The organism is Mesorhizobium sp. M3A.F.Ca.ET.175.01.1.1, from assembly GCF_004791945.1.
Classification (GTDB): domain Bacteria; phylum Pseudomonadota; class Alphaproteobacteria; order Rhizobiales; family Rhizobiaceae; genus Mesorhizobium.
This window is the reverse complement of the sequence record NZ_SRTP01000002.1, coordinates 408,284-423,879: the sequence shown is the minus strand read 5'-3', so window position 1 is coordinate 423,879 and position 15,596 is coordinate 408,284. Positions and strand designations below refer to the sequence as shown.

Genomic DNA, 15,596 nt, shown 5'->3' with positions numbered 1-15,596 from the left:
CTCCCAAGCCAAGCAGACGGATTGAATTGGCGCGGATGTTATCGCTAACATTTTTGCAGGTCAAGTCTTGAAAAAGGGGCGAGGCGACGGCTATCGATGAACCGATTTTGCGGAGAGACAGCCATGTTCGGCGACATTGACGGCACTGGGTTCGAGGTTCTCGACGAGCGGTTCGAGAGCTGTTTCGTCGGTCATGTGGCGGTCGAGCGGCTTTGGACGGGGGGCCGCTGGCTCGAAGGTCCGGCATGGTTCGCCGCCGGCCGCTATCTCCTTTTCTCCGATATCCCGAACGACCGCATCATGCGCTACGACGACACCAGCGGCGTGGTCTCGGTTTTCCGCGCGCCGGCCAACAATGCCAATGGCAACACGGTCGATACGCAGGGACGGCTGGTCACCTGCGAGCATCGGGCGCGGCGGGTGACGCGGACCGAGCATGACGGCTCGATTACGGTGATCGCAGACGGTTTCGAGGGCAAGCGGTTGAATTCGCCCAACGATGTGGTGGTGCGCTCGGACGGAACGGTATGGTTTTCCGATCCGCCCTACGGCATCGCGACCGACTACGAGGGCGACCGGGCCGAGCAGGAAATCGAGGGCTGTCACGTCTACCGCGCCGACCCCGCAACGGGCGCGGTGGCGCGCGTCGTTTCCACGATGGCCAAGCCCAATGGCCTTGCCTTCTCGCCGGACGAGACTGTCCTCTATGTCGGCGACACCGGCGTCACGCACCAGAAGGATGGGCCGAAGCACATCCGCAAGTTCGCCGTCGAGGGCAATGCGCTCAAGGAGCTCGGCGTCTTCGCCGCCTGCTCGGCCGGGCTGTTCGACGGATTCAGGGTGGATACCGCCGGCCGCATCTGGGCGGGCGCCGGCGACGGCGTCCACTGCTTCGATCCCGACGGCTCGCTGATCGGCAAGATCCGCATCCCCGAGACGGTCGCCAACCTGACCTTCGGCGGCCCCAAGCGCAACCGCCTGTTCATCACCGCGCGGCAGTCGCTTTATGCGGTGTTCGTCGCGGCGAATGCCGCCGGGCGCGGATGAAGTCAGGCCCAGAGATGCAGCGTCAGCTGCTCCGGGTCGCGACGAACGTCGCGGCGGCTTTCAGCATCGCCGCCTGCTCACCATAGGGTTCGAGCAGCGCATGCGCCTGGTCGATGAGGCCATGGAGCTGACCGCGCGCCCAGTCGGGGCCATGCAGCGCCGCGACAGTCGCCTTGCCGGCGGCGGCGTCCTTCTTCGTCGCCTTACCCATCTGGTGCACGTCGGCGGTGAGGTCGAGCAAGTCGTCCGCTAGCTGGAAGGCAAGCCCTATTGCCGAGCCAAACTCCGCCAGCCGTTCGCGATCAGTGGCGGAGGCACCGGCGACGATCGCGCCGGCCTCGCAGGCAAAGCGGATCAGCGCGCCGGTCTTCATCGCCTGCAGCGTGATGATGCCGGCCTCGTCCGGCCGCTTGCGCTCGGCGTCCAGATCGAGGCTCTGTCCGCCGACCATGCCGCCGGTTCCGGCGGCGCGGGCGAGCGCCAGGACAAGCGACGCCCGGCGTTCGGCCGGCAGCGCGGTCGCCTCGTCGGCGACGATATCGAAGGCCAAGGTCAGCAGCGCGTCGCCGGCCAGAATCGCGGTCGCCTCGTCGAAGGCCCTGTGCACGGTGGGCTGGCCGCGGCGCAGGTCATCGTCGTCCATGGCCGGCAGGTCGTCATGGATCAGCGAATAGCAGTGCACGCATTCGAGCGCCGCCGCGACACGCAGCGCGGCCTCGCCATCGGCCGAAAACAGAGCCGCACTTTCCATGACCAGAAAAGGGCGGAGCCGCTTGCCTCCATTCAGCACGCCATGACGCATGGCAGCCATCAGGCGCTCCGGCCGGGCGATCTCGCCTTGCGAGGGGCGCGCGTCGAGCAGGCGCCGCAGCAGGGTCTCGATCGTGGCGGCACGCGCAAAAAGCGCGGAATCGAAGGCCATCTGGTCGTCTTTCGTCATGGTCGGGACCGGTAGCCGACACTCAGACATTGCGCAAGAAGCGTCGCGCCTTTATGCCGGTTGGGCGAATGGCGCGGGTGGGGCGGCTTGACGGAACCAATCGTGGATCATGGAAGCGAAGTGCTGGACATGGCGCGGCCGAGGCGTCTGAACCGCGCCGGTCTCAAGCGCCTCGGCCGGCGCTTGGTGGTTGTCGCCGCCGTCCTGGTGGCGATGCCGGTCGTGCTCGCCTTCCTCTATCTGCCCTCCTTCGTGCATCCGGTATCGACACTGATGCTGAAAGACCTCGTGACTTTCTCCGGCTACGACCGGCGTTGGGTGTCGATCGACGACGTGGCGCCGGTGCTGGCGAATTCGGTGATCATGTCGGAGGACGGGCAGTTCTGCTTCCATCGCGGCGTCGACCTCGGCGAATTGCGCGGCGTCGTCGACGATGCCCTGGCCGGCGAGGCGACGCGCGGCGCCTCCACCATCACCATGCAGACGGTGAAGAACCTGTTCTTGTGGTCGCGGCCGCTGGGCAGCGTGCGCAAGGTGGTCGAACTGCCTTTGGCCGTCTATTTCGACGCGGTGATGTCGAAGCGGCGCATCATGGAGATCTATCTCAACATCGCCGAATGGGGACCGGGCATCTACGGCATCGAGGCGGCCGCCCAGCATCATTTCGGCGTCTCGGCCAAGCAATTGTCGCGACGGCAGGCCGCGCTTCTCGCCGTCACCTTGCCCAACCCGATCGCCCGCAATCCGGCCAAGCCCGGCCCTGGCTTGAGGCGTCTCGCCAATCTGATCGAGCGGCGCGCGGGCAGGTCCGGAGCGTATGTGGGTTGCCTGGATTAGGGAAAGGCGGCGGCGGGTCAAAAAAATTCGCGGCAGTGCTGGCCAAAACGGCGCAAGGCGTGTATAGGCACCCGACTTTCTCAGATTATGGCCTCGATGCGGCCCTTTCGCGAGGGTTGCCGGGGCATTTTGACCATGTAGTGGAGCATATCCATGGCCGTTCCAAAAAGAAAAACCTCTCCGTCGAAGCGCGGCATGCGCCGCTCGGCCGACGCTCTCAAGGCCCCGACCTATGTCGAGGACAAGAATTCCGGCGAAATGCGCCGCCCGCACCACATCGACCTGAAGACCGGCATGTATCGCGGCCGCCAGGTCCTGGAGCCGAAGGAAAGCTGAGCAGCTTCCACGGTTTGGGCAAGTCAAAAGACCGGCCACTGGCCGGTCTTTTTGCGTTTTGGGCTCGCGGTCTGGGCCGGATCGCTGCCTTCCGGCCGAGCCTCGCAGACCGGCGAAAGGCCGGCAACCGGCTGGCATTCCTGTTTCATTCGGGTTTTGGAGCGGTTCACCGTTTCACGCAAACGGCGAACCGCTCTATCCCTTTGTTTGACGCAATTGCTGACGGAAAACCGTTTCACGCTTTTCCCGGAATTGCTCCAAAGCGTGTTTGCCGCCGCGCCTGAAAAACCTTGACGGCGTGCCTGCCCGGCATTCTACAAATGGGAGCCCATTGGAGTTGCCCAGATGTTCGGTGCCATCCCGCTGCTGATCGTGCCTTTCGTCCTTTACAATCTCGGACTGCTCGGACTGTTCGGCGGCGGCGACGATCCGTGGATGACCGAGATGTTTTCATTCCGCATGATGTCGGGCGGCGTGTTCTCGATGACGCTCGGCGACCTGATGGTGCTGATCGGGTTGATCTTCCTGTTCGTCGAGATCTCGAAATCGGTGCGCACCACCAATGCATCGATCCTCGATCATCTTCTGTCGACGCTGGTCTTCATCGCCTTTCTGGTCGAGTTCCTGCTGGTCAAGGGCGCCGCGCACTCCGTTTTCTTCACGCTGATGATCATCGCGCTCTTCGATGTGCTTGCCGGGTTCTCGGTGTCGATGCGGTCGGCGAGCCGGGATATCAATCTGAATTAGGCTGTGCCGACCATCCTGCGGCCTGCCGCTCAAGCGCGGTCATCTGGCGGCGGCCGAAGCCTTGCGCGCCACCACCGCTTCATAAGCGGCCTGCAATTGCGCGCGGACGCTCGGCGTGCCTGGCGGCGTCTTCACCGGCGCGCCGAGATGCTCGTGGCGCAACTCGTCCATGAACTGATCCCATAGCGGCAGGCCGCCCTTTTCCAGCAGCTCGGCGCGGATCGAAAGCTCCTCGCTCACCGGCAACCAGACCCGTCCCCAGGCGCCGAGATGCGCCATGATCGGCACCAAGGTGATTGCCATCTCGGTCAAGCTATAGATCGCCTTCTGCTTGTGGCTGGGATCGTCGGCCTTTGTGAGCAGGCCCAGTTCCATCAGCCGCTTCAGCCGGTCGGCCAGGATGTTGGAGGCAATGCCCTCCAGCGATCCCTTGAGCAGCTCGCGAAAATGCCGGCGGCCGCCGAAGATCATGTCGCGCAGGATGATCAGGCTCCAGCGGTCACCGAAGACCTCGAGCGACAGATTGATCGGGCAGCCGGACCGGTGCTCGGTGTTCATATATTTCTCCAAAACCAGTTGCATAATGATATCGGTTTGATTATCGTGCAACTGATTGCAAAATGCAATCGGATTGGAGGACTGGACGATGACCCTGATCCGCCGCCCGACAATTGTCTGCGAAGGCTTCGGCAATCCGGCCGACCCGGCCATCCTGCTGATCATGGGCGCCATGGCTTCGATGCTCTGGTGGCCGGAGGCCTTCTGCCGGCAGCTCGCCGAGCGCGGCCGCTTCGTCATCCGCTACGACAATCGCGATACAGGCCTGTCGACGAAATACACACCGGGCGAACCGCCTTATACGTTCGAGGACATGGTGGACGATGCCATCCGGGTGCTCGACGATCACCTGATAGGCGAGGCGCATGTCGCCGGCATGTCGATGGGCGGCATGATCGCGCAGATCGCGGCGCTGAAATATCCCGAACGCGTTCGGGCACTCACCGTGATCTCCAGTTCGCCGCTTGGCGTCGACACGTCCGGCCTGCCGGACACCAGCGAGGCTTACCGGAAGCATTCGGCGCATGGCGCCGACGTCGACTGGTCGAAGAGGAATCAGGTGCTCTCCTACATGCTTGAGGACGCGCATGCGCTCGCCAGCACGTTGCATCCGTTCGACGAGGACCGCGCACGCGCCACGATCGAGGAGGATTTCGACCGTTCCGGCGGCCTCGCCAGCGCGACCAATCATTTCCTGCTCAAGGGTGGGGGGCAGGAGCGGCGGGCAAAAGATTTGTCGGTGCCGCTGCTCGTCATCCACGGCACGGCCGATCCGATCTTCCCGATCGAGCACGGCGAGGCCTTGGCCTCGGCGGTTCCCGGCGCCAGACTGGTGCGGATAGAAGGCGGTGGCCATGAACTGCATCGCATGGATTGGCCGCAAATCATCGAAGCCATCACGCAGCATGGCGGATAAAATGGAAGCGAGAAGAAATGTCCCTGACCCTGCACTTTCATCCATTGGCCTCCTTCTGCTGGAAGCCGCTGATCGCGCTCTACGAAAACGCCACGCCTTTCACGCCGGTCATCGTGGATCTCGGCGACGAGCAGTCGCGCACGGCTTTCCTGAAGGTATCGCCGACCGGCAAGATGCCGGCCCTTCGTGACGACACGCGGGACCGCACGGTGTTGGAATCGACCATCGTGATCGAATATCTCGCCGCCTATTATCCAGGACCGGTCGAACTCGTTTCGGCCGACATCGACCTCGCCATCAAGATCCGCCAGGCCGATCGCTTCTACGATTTCTATGTGCAGGAGCCGATGCAGAAGATCGTCGGCGACCGGCTGCGGCCGCAGGACAAGACCGATCCGTTCGGCGTCGAGCAGGCCCGCGCGCAGCTTCGCACCTCCTACGCCATCATCGAACAGGAGATGAAGGGAAAGACCTGGGCAGTGGGCGAGACCTTCACCATGGCCGACTGCGCTGCCTCGCCGGCCCTGTTCTACGCCAACAAGGTCGAACCGTTCGGCGACAAGTTCCCTGCCGTGAGGCGCTACCACGATCGCCTGATGGATCGCGCTTCCTTTGCCCGCGTGATCAAGGAAGCGCAGCCCTATTTCAAGCTCTTCCCCTACAATGACGGTTGAGCCGGCAGAAACAGTTCGGAAGCGACAGCCGCCCGGCAGCTGACGGCTTCAGCTGCCGGGCGCGCCGAGTTCCTCGGATTCCCAGAACTGGTCGAGCCAGATGTTCAGCCTGAGGAAGCCCGCTTGGCTGACGGTGTAGACGCGCTTCGTGCCCTCGGCCTTGGCATGGACCAGGCCGGCGTCGAGCAGGACCTTCAGATGCTGGGAAACGGCTGGACGGGAAACCGGCAATCCGGCCGCCAGTTCGTTGACCGTCTTCGGGCCGCGTCGGAGCTCTTCCAAGAGATAACGCCGGTTGGGATCGGCTATCGCCATGAAGGCGTCGGAGAACATCATACCATATTTTTAGGCAAACTTCGCCGAATCTCAACCGTCGGTTTCAACCTTTCTGCGCGGATCGAGCCGCAAGGCTTCCGGCGTGACCGCCCTATCAGCCGGCTGCGTCTTGAAGGCTTCGCGGTTTTCGATGGGCACAGGAGCGCGACGGCGGATGCGCAGCAGCGTGTAACCGGTGAGGCAAAGGTGCGCGAAGGCGGTGGCAAGAAAAAGCCCCTCGGGGCGCAGTCCCATCAGGGCAGCCCCCAGCAGCGGCCCGATCATGGTGCCGAAACCATAAAGCAGGAGCAGACCGCCGGAGACCTTTACGAAATCCTCGGCCCGCGCATGGTCGTTGGCATGCGCAACCGCGATGGAATAGAGGGTGTAGGCGAAGCCGCCATAGGCAGCGGTCATGGCGATCACGAAGGCGCCCGAATGCGGTTCGATCAGGAAGACCAGCACCGCGAACACGGCCGCACCGAAGGCGGCGCCAGCCAGCACGAAGCGGCGATCGGTGGTGTCGGAAAGCCGACCCGCGGGGAGTTGCATGGCCGCGCCGGCAATCACCACAAGGCTCATCATCAGCGCGATCTCGGCGGTCGAGATGCCGATGCGCGCGCCATAGACGGCCCCAAGCGTGCCCCACGCACCGTTGGCGATGCCGATCAGGAGGCAAGCCACGGCCGATACCGGAGAATTGGCGTAGAGGCCTTTGACGTCAAGCTTCACATCCTGCAGCGGCTTGGGGTGCGACTGCGTCGAGACGGCCGTCGGAATGAGCGAAAGGCAGAACAATATGCCGGTGATCATGAACAGCGAGGCCGATCTCACGTCGCCGCCGGCGACGATCATCTGGCCACCCATGATCGAGGCGAAAGTGACCATCATGTAGAGGCCGAAGACGGTGCCGCGGTTCTCGTTGGTCGCTTTCTCGTTCAGCCAGCTTTCGATGACCATGAAAGCGCCGGCCATGGTGAAGCCGGTGAAGGCGCGCAGCAGGATCCAGATATACTGCTCGATGATCAGCCCGGTGAGCAGGGCGACTATGGCGCCCGACGCGGCGAAGGCGCCGAAGGCGCGGACATGGCCAGCACGGCGCACGAGGCGCGGGGCGAAGAAGCAGCCGGCGACGAAGCCGCCGGCCCAGGCCGTGCCCATCAGGCCGAGCGAAGCGGTGGAGAATCCTTCCAGTTGTCCGCGCAGCGGCAGAAGCAGGCCGTGCAGGCCGGAAGCCGCAAGCAGGAAGGCGGTGCCGCGAAGCAGCGAGAGAATCGGTCTGTATGTGGCGAACATGGGCTCGTCTGGCTGGAATGTCGTGGCGCAGGTCTGACAGGCTTATTGGGGCTTTTCAGCGGCAACGAGCCGCGGAAGTCAACCGCGGCGGAACAGTGCCTCGGCGGCTGACTTGGTGGCGCCCTTGGCGGCCCGCTCGGCCTCGAGCCGGGCGATCTCGTCACGCAACAGGGTTATGCGTTCGGACAATTCATCGACGGAAAGCAGCGCCAGGTCCTGCCCGATCTCGTGCGAGCGCGGCTTCTTCCTGGGTTCGTCGTCGAAGGTCGCCATCGTCGCTCCTCCCTGAGTTGGCCATTTGCCTGATTTGGCAATCAGCATACATAGGGCGAGGGCGCCGATGCAAACAGCCGGCGACTCGACCGGCGTTGAGGAGACGGGAACCATGCCAAGCGGACACAAGATTCCGGCGAAGATGACGGCCATCGCGATTTCGCAGCCGGGCGGTCCCAGGGTGCTGAAGGCGGAGACGAGGGACGTGCCGAAGCCCGGCCCCGGCGAGGTTCTCATTCGGGTCCATGCCGCCGGCGTGAACCGGCCGGACGTACAGCAGCGCAAGGGCGCCTATCCGCCGCCGCCCGGCGCCTCGGACCTGCCCGGCCTCGAGGCGGCCGGCGAGGTGGCGGCGCTCGGCGACGAGATTTCGCGCTGGCGCATCGGCGACCGGGTCTGCGCGCTCACGCCGGGCGGCGGCTACGCCGAATATGTCAAGGTCCATGCCGGCAGCGTGCTGCCGATCCCGGCCGGCTTCACCTATTCGGAAGCCGCGGCGGTGCCGGAGAACTATTTCACCGTCTGGCATAATGTTTTCGAGCGCGGCGGGTTGAAGAAGGGCGAAACGCTGCTCGTCCATGGCGGCTCGTCCGGCATCGGCACCACTGCCATACAGCTGGCGTCCGCGTTCGGCGCCTATGTCGTCACCACGGCCGGCACCAGGGAGAAGTGCAACGCCTGCCTGAAACTCGGCGCCGACCGCGCGATCAACTATCGCGAAGAGGATTTCGTCGCCCAGGTCAAGGACGCAACCGATGGCCGGGGCGCCGACCTCATCCTGGACATGGTCGGCGGCGACTATGTCGCCCGCAACTACCACGCCGCCGCCATGGAGGGCCGCATCGTCCAGATCGCGGTGCAGGCTGGCGCGGTGGCGAGCGCGGACTTCTCCAAGATCATGGTCAAGCGCCTCACCCATACCGGCTCGACGCTGCGGCCGCGCACAGTCGAGTTCAAGGCCGCCATCGCCGCCGCTCTCGAGGCTCAGGTCTGGCCCCTGCTCGGCACCCGCAAGGTCGCGCCGGTCATGGATATGATCTTCCCGCTGACCGAAGCCTGGCGGGCGCATGAGCGGATGGAGGAAGGCGAGCATATCGGCAAGATCGTGCTCGACGTCGGCTAGGCGCGTCGAAATTCAGGCGAGGTTGGTCTGTGGACGGGGCGCTTGCGGTGCTCACGTGTTTCAAATGCGCTCCGCCCCGGTTCTCGAAGGCGCAACTCTCGGCTCGACCTGACCTGAAGCTCGATGCAGCCTGGGGTGTCCGCATCGCCTTCCGCAAGCTGAACAGAACCTTAATGGTGCAATGCAACAAATGCATTGCCGCCATGCAAAACCATCCGTTCATTTCCTGTGCAACGATGCCTATTTACGCGTCATCGAAATCCACGATCCAGACGAATGGAGGACTGAAATGAACCCGATCCGCGCTTACCGCAACTGGCGCCTGTACAACGAGACCGTGCGCGAGCTGAACAAGCTCAATGCTCGTCAGCTGCACGACCTCGGCATCAACCGCGGCGACATCGAGAAGGTCGCCCGCCAGGCGCTTTGATGACGCATGCCCGGCCGCAGGGCCGGGCTGCGCCGAAAAGCCAGAGCCGTCGCAGACGCTTGCTGTCTCCGGTTCCAAGCCCGCTGGATCCTGTCCAGCGGGTTTTGTCTTTTGGGGCACTTTGTTTATCAACGTCGTCTTCCCAAAGCCGCCGTGCGCTTTCGGGCGACATGCCTCGGACGCCTCCCTTCCCAAAAATATTGCGAAATCGTGACGGAGCGTTTATACAGGCCGCGAATTTCCCATTTTGGTGGCTCTAAACCACCGCCCGCGCGGGAACGCGGGCGAACGAGAAGGATTTTTGACATGGCCAATACGCTGCTGATGCCCAAGGCGACCGCCGTCTGGCTGGTCGACAACACTGCGCTCTCGTTCGAGCAGATCGCACAGTTCTGCGGACTGCATCCGCTGGAGGTCAAGGCAATCGCCGACGGCGAGTCGGCGCAAGGCATCAAGGGCATGGACCCGATCATGACCGGCCAGCTGACCCGCGAGGAGATTGCGCGCGGCGAGAAGGACACGAACCATCGGCTGAAGCTCTCCGATCCCAAGGTCAGGGTGCCGGAATCGAAGCGCAAGGGCCCCCGTTACACGCCGCTGTCGAAGCGCCAGGACCGTCCGAACGCGATCCTGTGGCTGGTGCGCAACCACCCCGAACTGAAGGACGCGCAGATTGCCCGTCTTGTGGGCACCACCAAGTCGACGATCGAGCAGATCCGCGAGCGCAAGCACTGGAACTCGGCCAATCTCCAGCCGATGGATCCGGTGACGCTGGGCCTGGCCTCGCAGATCGATCTCGACATGGAGGTCAACCGCGCTTCGCGCGGACGCGAGCAGGCGCAGCCCGTCGCCGGCGACACGCTGCTGCCGGCGGCTCTTACCGAGCGCTTGGTGCCGGCGCCGGAAAAGCCCAAGGACGAGGATCAGGAGCTCGACGCCAACGCCGTCTTCGCCAAGCTGTCGGCGCTGAAGTCGAAGGACAAGCCCGAGGACGAGGAGTGAGATTCCTTAATGCATGTCGCTCAGAAGTGCGCAGCGGTTCTGAGACTACGACATGCATCAAACAAAACCTTAAAGCGCGTCGCCTGAATCCCTTTCAGCGCGCCGCAGTTTAAGCCTCGTGGCGATGCATTCGCCCAAAACCGCACTTTTGGCGAGTTGCAAAGGCTCGACAAAAAAGCCCGCTTCGAGCGGGCTTTTTTGTTGGACAATGGCTTGGGAGGCATCATGTCCGGGCGGCACGGTCGGGCGCCATGCCGTAATCCTCGCTGCGCTCGACGGCGCGATAAAAGTCGGCGAGCTGCTTGCCGCGCTCCGGCTTGAAAATGCGGCCGGCGATGACCACTGAGGCGATGCGGTCGATGCGGAAGGCGCGGAAATCGTCGCGCATCTCGCACCAGGCGACCAAGGTCCAGACCTTGCCCCAGAACCACAGGCCGAGCGGCCGGATATCGCGCGCCGTGCTGCGGCCCGCCTCGTCCGAATAGTCGATGGTCAGCACCTGGCGTTTCTCGACGGCGCGCTCGATCAGGTCGATCGCTTCCCGCGCGGCATCGCTCACCACCCACATCGGCGTATGGATCTCGGTGCGGGCGATGCGGTCCTTTTCGGCGTCGGGCAGCACCGCGCCGATCTTGACCAGCGCCTCGTCGGCGGCCCTCGCCATGGCGGCTCCGCCGAAAGCACGCACCATGCGCGCGCCGGCAACCAAGGCCACGATCTCGTCACGCGTGAACATCAGCGGCGGAAGGTCGAAACCCTCCCTCATCATGTAGCCGACCCCTGCCTCGCCGTCGATCGGCACGCCGGTCGACTGCAGGTCGGCTATGTCGCGATAGATGGTCCGCTCGGATACCTCGAGCCACGTGCCGAGCTTCTGCGCGGTGACGAGCCGACCACCGCGAAGATGCTGCACGATCTGGAAGAGCCTGTCGGCGCGGCGCATCGTTTGACCCCTTGGTTTCGGTTCTATGCATGCCGCGGTCCCACAACCGGGCGCAGGTTCGAGTCAGCTTCAATAGCGCAGGCCTCCTGACAACATAGTGTCAGGAGGCTGCGCTGAATCAACTCGCAAACAATGGCATCTTTCCTGAAACCGAGCGTTTCGACCGACATTACATCTGGGCGCGGCACGGCCGACATCCAAGTCATGCGTCGAAAAATTTCAGTTCCTGCGCACACGGCCGTCGTAGAGATCGGGCCAACCGATGTCTTTGCGGATGTCCGCGGGCAAAGTGTTCAGGAAACGCTGGGTCCGGATCTCGTTCCGTACGGTGCGAATCTTGCCGACATAGTGCTGCACGCTACGCAGAATCGTAAAACCGTTCATGACCAGACTCCTCTCTTTTTGATGAGAGCAGTATCGCACACCCCTGCTGACAGCAGTCTGTCAGGAGGGTGGCAGCCTTCTGAAAAACAGATCGCGCGACGCCGCGGACGAACAGCAAACCAGGCTTTTGGCAGCAATGGTCTGGATCGCCGGCCCGCCGAAGAAGCGCTTTGACAGCAGCCAGCGATGCTGGTCAAAGGCGCCATGACCAAACTTCTCGCCCTTGTCATCATCGGCATCATGCTGATCCAGATCATCAAGCCGCTCGGCTGGCCGGGGCTGAAGCGGCGCAGCGATTTCTGGAAGCTGGCGGTGCTCGCCATGGCGGCGATCTCGCTCGCGGCGATGCTCGGGCATTGGGCCTAAGGTTCGATGAGTTTCAGGTGAGGACGGCTTGCAAATGAGGGTGCCCTGCGCTTCCGGAGCTCACGAGTACGCCACCAACATTTCCGGCTCGTCCTGACTTGATGTTCAGCAAGCCTTCTGCGGGCTTTCGTTGCCGAGCACAAAATCCAACAGATGCTCGGCCCAGGCACGATAGCCCGCTTCCGAAGCGTGGAAGCCGTCGGAGGCGAAACCGGCCGCCGGATCGTCGATCGGCAGGCGCGCGGCGGGAACGCCGCCGCGCTCGTTGCAGAGGCGCACGCCCATCCGGTTCATCTGCGTGGCGCGGATTTCGAGGATCTTGCCGAGCAGCGGCGGCATTGCCGGCGCGCGGGTGAATTCCAGCACCGGCGACCAGACCACGCGCGCCTCCGGCCATTTGGCGCGCAGCGCGTACAGCAGGCCGCCGAACTCCTTCTTGAAGCGGGGCACGGAATGGAAATTCTTGGTGTCGTTGGTGCCAATGGCGAGCACGATATGCATCCACGGATCCGCCGACAGGTTCGGCAGGACGTGATCACGGATTTGGCCGGACGTTGCCGAGTTGAAGCCGGCGGCGCGCCAGCGCACAGTGCTGCCGGTACGCTCGGCAGTCAGGCCGGCAAGCTGCGCGGCAAGGCCGTATTCGGATTGTTCGATGCCGACGGAGGCGGCCGAGGAATCGCCCAGAACCAGCAGCGAGATGGCCGGCGCCGCGCCGGCGATCTCGTGCATGACGGGGCCGTGCGCGGGCAGCATGCGTGTCGTGCGGCGGCGCACGCCAAGGCCCTGCCAGGCATAGACCGGATAGGCGAGCCAGGTAAGGAGGGCGAGCAGGCGCTGCATGGTGGTTCCCGTTTGACAATCACCCAAAAGCAAAGCCCGGGCGAAGCTGCACGGGCTTTGAGTTTGCAAGAAAGGTCAGGCTGGTCAGGCGGCCTTTTCCAGCGTCGGCTGCCATTTTCCAAGCGCCGCCAGATGGTTCATATGGGCGCGATGGATAAAGGCCGCCTGGCCGGCGGCGACGTTCGATGCCTTGCCGCTCCAGGCCTTCTGCGCGGCGGCCTGCAGGGCGCGGCCATAGGAGAAGGTGAGTTTCCATGGATGCGGGCCGATGGCATTGATGGCGTTGAGGTTGGCCGTGGCCTCCTCGTCACCCTGTCCTCCGGACAGGAAGGCGATGCCCGGCACCGCCGCCGGAACGGTCTCGCGGAACAGCTTTATGGTCTTTTCGGCCACCGCTTCGGGGCTGTCGGTCCGGCCCGACTTCTTGCCGGAGATGACCATGTTCGGCTTGAGAATGGTGCCTTCCAGCACCACGCGTGCCGCATAGAGCTCGTCATAGAGCTTCAGCAGCGTCGCCTTGCTGATCTGATAGCAGGTATCGATGCTGTGGGCGCCGTCCATAAGCACTTCCGGCTCGACGATCGGCACGATGCCGGCTTCCTGACAAAGTGCCGCATAGCGGGCCAGCGCGTGCGCGTTGGAGGCGATCGAGGTCGCGGAAGGCACGCCTTTTGCCGTGTCGATATCGATCACGGCGCGCCATTTGGCGAAACGGGCACCGAGCTTGTAATAGTCCGCCAGCCGCTCGCGCAGGCCGTCCAGCCCCTCGGTGACGGTGTCGCCGGGAAAGCCGGCCAGCGGCTTGGCGCCGGCATCGACCTTGATGCCTGGGATGGCGCCGGATGCCTTGATGATGTCCACCAGCGGCGTGCCGTCGGCTGCCTTCTGGCGGATCGTCTCGTCATAGAGGATGACGCCGGAGATGTATCTGGTCATCGCGTCGGTGGCGCGGAACATCATCTCGCGATAATCGCGCCGGTTGTCGGCGGTCGATTCGACGCCGATGACGTCGAAGCGCTTCTTGATGGTGCCGGAGCTTTCATCGGCAGCCAAAAGGCCCTTGCCATCGGCCACGATCGCGGCGGCAATGTCTTCGAGACGTTCGCTCATTTTCGCTTCTCCCTGATGGTGGTTCCGCGCTTTTGCGGAACTCTACCGCCAAAGAAGCATCGGCGAGAAGCAGGATTCGAGCAGAAGCGGCGGGCTCTGCTGGTTTTGATTGCGTTGCCAGGCGCTTCCGCCTGGCTGCAAGATGCTCCGCGTTCACGCGGTTCAGAGGAAAAACCGCCACGCGCATTCCTGGATGTGCTCTACCGCTTCAACACATCGACGCCGGGCAGCGGCTTGCCTTCCATCCATTCCAGGAACGCGCCGCCGGCGGTGGAAACATAGGTGAAGTCGTCGGCGACACCGGCATGGTTGAGAGCGGCGACCGTGTCGCCGCCGCCGGCCACGGACACCAGCTTGCCTTCCTTGGTGCGGGCCGCCGCGTGCCTGGCCGCCGCCACCGTCGCACGGTCGAACGGCTCGATCTCGAAGGCGCCGAGCGGACCGTTCCAGACCAGCGTCGCAGCCCTGTCGATCCAGTCGGTTACGCTTTGCACGGTCTTTGCGCCGACGTCGAGGATCATGCCGTCGGCCGGCACTGCCTCGATGGCGACGGTTTCGCTCGGGGCACCGGCCTTGAACTCCTTCGCCACGACGCCGTCGTTGGGCAGGATGATGGCGCATCCGGCCTCGGCTGCCTCGATCATGATCTGCTTGGCAGTGGGAGCAAGGTCATGCTCGCAAAGCGACTTGCCGACATTCGTGCCGCGCGCGGCAAGGAAGGTGTTGGCCATGCCGCCGCCGATGACCAGCGCGTCGACCTTCTTCACCAGGTTCATCAACAGGTCGATCTTGGTCGAGACCTTGGCGCCGCCGACGATCGCCACCACCGGCCGCACCGGATTGCCGAGACCCTTTTCCAGCGCTTCGAGCTCGGCCTGCATGGTGCGGCCGGCATAGGCCGGCAGCCGGTGTGCCAGGCCCTCCGTCGATGCATGCGCCCGGTGGGCAGCGGAAAAGGCGTCATTGACATAGATGTCGCCGTTGGCGGCGAGTTTGTCGGTGAAGCTGGGCTCGTTCTTTTCTTCGGCCTTGTGGAACCGGGTGTTTTCCAGCAGCAGCACGTCGCCGTTCTTCATGGCCGCGACCGCTTCCGCAGCCTTGTCGCCGATGCAGTCGGAGGCGAAGCCGACCGGACGGCCGAGCACTTCAGCCGTGGCCCTGGCGATCGGCTCCAGCGAGAACTCGGCCGACGGGCCCTCCTTCGGGCGGCCAAAATGCGCGAGCAGGATCACCTTGGCGCCCTGGGCCGAAAGCTCGGAAATGGTCGGCGCAATGCGCTCGATGCGCGTGGCGTCGGTCACCTTGCCGTCGGCGACCGGCACGTTGAGGTCGACCCGCACCAGAACCCGCTTGCCGCTTACGGCGCCGATGTCGTCGAGTGTCTTGAAGCCGGCCATGGTCGTTCCTTTCCGCAAAAAACGCGGCGACCTTACCCGGCATGGTCGGGGATGCAAGG

At 63.9% G+C, this 15,596-nt stretch carries 20 protein-coding genes; 10 read left to right on the top strand and 10 right to left on the bottom strand.

What is annotated here, in order from left to right; genetic code table 11:
* Positions 1-123: 123 nt before the first annotated feature.
* Positions 124-1,047: an SMP-30/gluconolactonase/LRE family protein gene (locus tag EN818_RS06705; RefSeq protein WP_095804623.1), complete on the top strand. Its 924-nt coding sequence runs from the start codon at positions 124-126 to the stop codon at positions 1,045-1,047.
* Between the two features lie 22 nt (positions 1,048-1,069).
* Here the strand turns inward: EN818_RS06705 and EN818_RS06700 are convergent, their stop codons facing one another.
* Positions 1,070-1,987, bottom strand: coding sequence for a polyprenyl synthetase family protein (locus EN818_RS06700; RefSeq protein WP_135904137.1), 918 nt, complete (start codon positions 1,985-1,987; stop codon positions 1,070-1,072).
* A gap of 129 nt (positions 1,988-2,116) precedes the next feature.
* On the opposite strand from EN818_RS06700, the gene EN818_RS06695 reads away from it, so the two are divergent.
* The 3 genes from EN818_RS06695 to EN818_RS06685 all read left to right on the top strand — a co-directional run bounded on the left by EN818_RS06695 (position 2,117) and on the right by EN818_RS06685 (position 3,907).
* The gene (locus EN818_RS06695; protein ID WP_095804942.1) at positions 2,117-2,824 is read left to right on the top strand and encodes a transglycosylase domain-containing protein; all 708 of its coding nucleotides are present in this window, start codon (positions 2,117-2,119) and stop codon (positions 2,822-2,824) included.
* A 153-nt stretch (positions 2,825-2,977) separates the two neighbouring features.
* On the top strand, positions 2,978-3,160 hold the full coding sequence (gene rpmF, locus EN818_RS06690) for a 50S ribosomal protein L32 (protein WP_006203806.1): 183 nt from the start codon (positions 2,978-2,980) through the stop codon (positions 3,158-3,160).
* A 345-nt stretch (positions 3,161-3,505) separates the two neighbouring features.
* Complete coding sequence (locus EN818_RS06685; protein WP_095804621.1) at positions 3,506-3,907, top strand: hypothetical protein; 402 nt, start codon at positions 3,506-3,508, stop codon at positions 3,905-3,907.
* Between the two features lie 39 nt (positions 3,908-3,946).
* Here EN818_RS06685 and EN818_RS06680 read toward each other — a convergent pair whose 3' ends face one another.
* Positions 3,947-4,465 (bottom strand): helix-turn-helix domain-containing protein, encoded by a 519-nt coding sequence (locus EN818_RS06680; protein ID WP_095804941.1) that lies wholly within the window; start codon positions 4,463-4,465, stop codon positions 3,947-3,949.
* Between the two features lie 88 nt (positions 4,466-4,553).
* Between EN818_RS06680 and EN818_RS06675 the strand changes: the two genes are divergently transcribed.
* On the top strand, positions 4,554-5,381 hold the full coding sequence (locus EN818_RS06675; protein ID WP_095804620.1) for an alpha/beta hydrolase: 828 nt from the start codon (positions 4,554-4,556) through the stop codon (positions 5,379-5,381).
* A 17-nt stretch (positions 5,382-5,398) separates the two neighbouring features.
* Positions 5,399-6,055, top strand: coding sequence for a glutathione S-transferase family protein (locus EN818_RS06670; RefSeq protein ID WP_095804619.1), 657 nt, complete (start codon positions 5,399-5,401; stop codon positions 6,053-6,055).
* Positions 6,056-6,103: 48 nt separating this feature from the next.
* Here the strand turns inward: EN818_RS06670 and EN818_RS06665 are convergent, their stop codons facing one another.
* From EN818_RS06665 to EN818_RS06655, 3 genes are all read right to left on the bottom strand, one after another.
* Complete coding sequence (locus EN818_RS06665) at positions 6,104-6,391, bottom strand: metalloregulator ArsR/SmtB family transcription factor (RefSeq protein WP_095804618.1); 288 nt, start codon at positions 6,389-6,391, stop codon at positions 6,104-6,106.
* 30 nt (positions 6,392-6,421) lie between these two features.
* Entirely contained in the window at positions 6,422-7,666 is a 1,245-nt protein-coding gene (locus tag EN818_RS06660) for an MFS transporter (RefSeq protein ID WP_095804617.1), read from the bottom strand.
* A 78-nt stretch (positions 7,667-7,744) separates the two neighbouring features.
* A complete protein-coding gene (locus EN818_RS06655; RefSeq protein ID WP_095804616.1) occupies positions 7,745-7,939 on the bottom strand; it encodes a DUF1192 domain-containing protein in 195 nt (64 codons plus the stop codon).
* 112 nt (positions 7,940-8,051) lie between these two features.
* Here EN818_RS06655 and EN818_RS06650 point away from each other — a divergent pair, with 112 nt between their 5' ends.
* From EN818_RS06650 to EN818_RS06640, 3 genes are all read left to right on the top strand, one after another.
* A complete protein-coding gene (locus EN818_RS06650) occupies positions 8,052-9,062 on the top strand; it encodes an NAD(P)H-quinone oxidoreductase (RefSeq protein WP_095804940.1) in 1,011 nt (336 codons plus the stop codon).
* Positions 9,063-9,351: 289 nt separating this feature from the next.
* Entirely contained in the window at positions 9,352-9,492 is a 141-nt protein-coding gene (locus EN818_RS06645; RefSeq protein ID WP_095804939.1) for a DUF1127 domain-containing protein, read from the top strand.
* Between the two features lie 306 nt (positions 9,493-9,798).
* The gene (locus EN818_RS06640) at positions 9,799-10,494 is read left to right on the top strand and encodes a DUF1013 domain-containing protein (protein ID WP_095804615.1); all 696 of its coding nucleotides are present in this window, start codon (positions 9,799-9,801) and stop codon (positions 10,492-10,494) included.
* A gap of 223 nt (positions 10,495-10,717) precedes the next feature.
* Here the strand turns inward: EN818_RS06640 and EN818_RS06635 are convergent, their stop codons facing one another.
* Both EN818_RS06635 and EN818_RS06630 read right to left on the bottom strand, forming a co-directional pair.
* A complete protein-coding gene (locus EN818_RS06635) occupies positions 10,718-11,437 on the bottom strand; it encodes a YafY family protein (RefSeq protein ID WP_095804614.1) in 720 nt (239 codons plus the stop codon).
* Positions 11,438-11,656: 219 nt separating this feature from the next.
* Positions 11,657-11,821 carry a hypothetical protein gene (locus EN818_RS06630; protein WP_095804613.1) on the bottom strand — a complete coding sequence of 55 codons (165 nt, stop codon included), beginning with the start codon at positions 11,819-11,821 and terminating at the stop codon, positions 11,657-11,659.
* 204 nt (positions 11,822-12,025) lie between these two features.
* On the opposite strand from EN818_RS06630, the gene EN818_RS06625 reads away from it, so the two are divergent.
* Entirely contained in the window at positions 12,026-12,187 is a 162-nt protein-coding gene (locus tag EN818_RS06625) for a hypothetical protein (protein ID WP_095804938.1), read from the top strand.
* 105 nt (positions 12,188-12,292) lie between these two features.
* Here EN818_RS06625 and EN818_RS06620 read toward each other — a convergent pair whose 3' ends face one another.
* From EN818_RS06620 to EN818_RS06610, 3 genes are all read right to left on the bottom strand, one after another.
* Positions 12,293-13,030 carry an SGNH/GDSL hydrolase family protein gene (locus EN818_RS06620; RefSeq protein ID WP_129553678.1) on the bottom strand — a complete coding sequence of 246 codons (738 nt, stop codon included), beginning with the start codon at positions 13,028-13,030 and terminating at the stop codon, positions 12,293-12,295.
* A gap of 84 nt (positions 13,031-13,114) precedes the next feature.
* Positions 13,115-14,140, bottom strand: coding sequence for a class I fructose-bisphosphate aldolase (locus EN818_RS06615; protein WP_095804611.1), 1,026 nt, complete (start codon positions 14,138-14,140; stop codon positions 13,115-13,117).
* Positions 14,141-14,340: 200 nt separating this feature from the next.
* Positions 14,341-15,537 carry a phosphoglycerate kinase gene (locus EN818_RS06610; protein ID WP_129553679.1) on the bottom strand — a complete coding sequence of 399 codons (1,197 nt, stop codon included), beginning with the start codon at positions 15,535-15,537 and terminating at the stop codon, positions 14,341-14,343.
* Between the last annotated feature and the right edge of the window lie 59 nt (positions 15,538-15,596).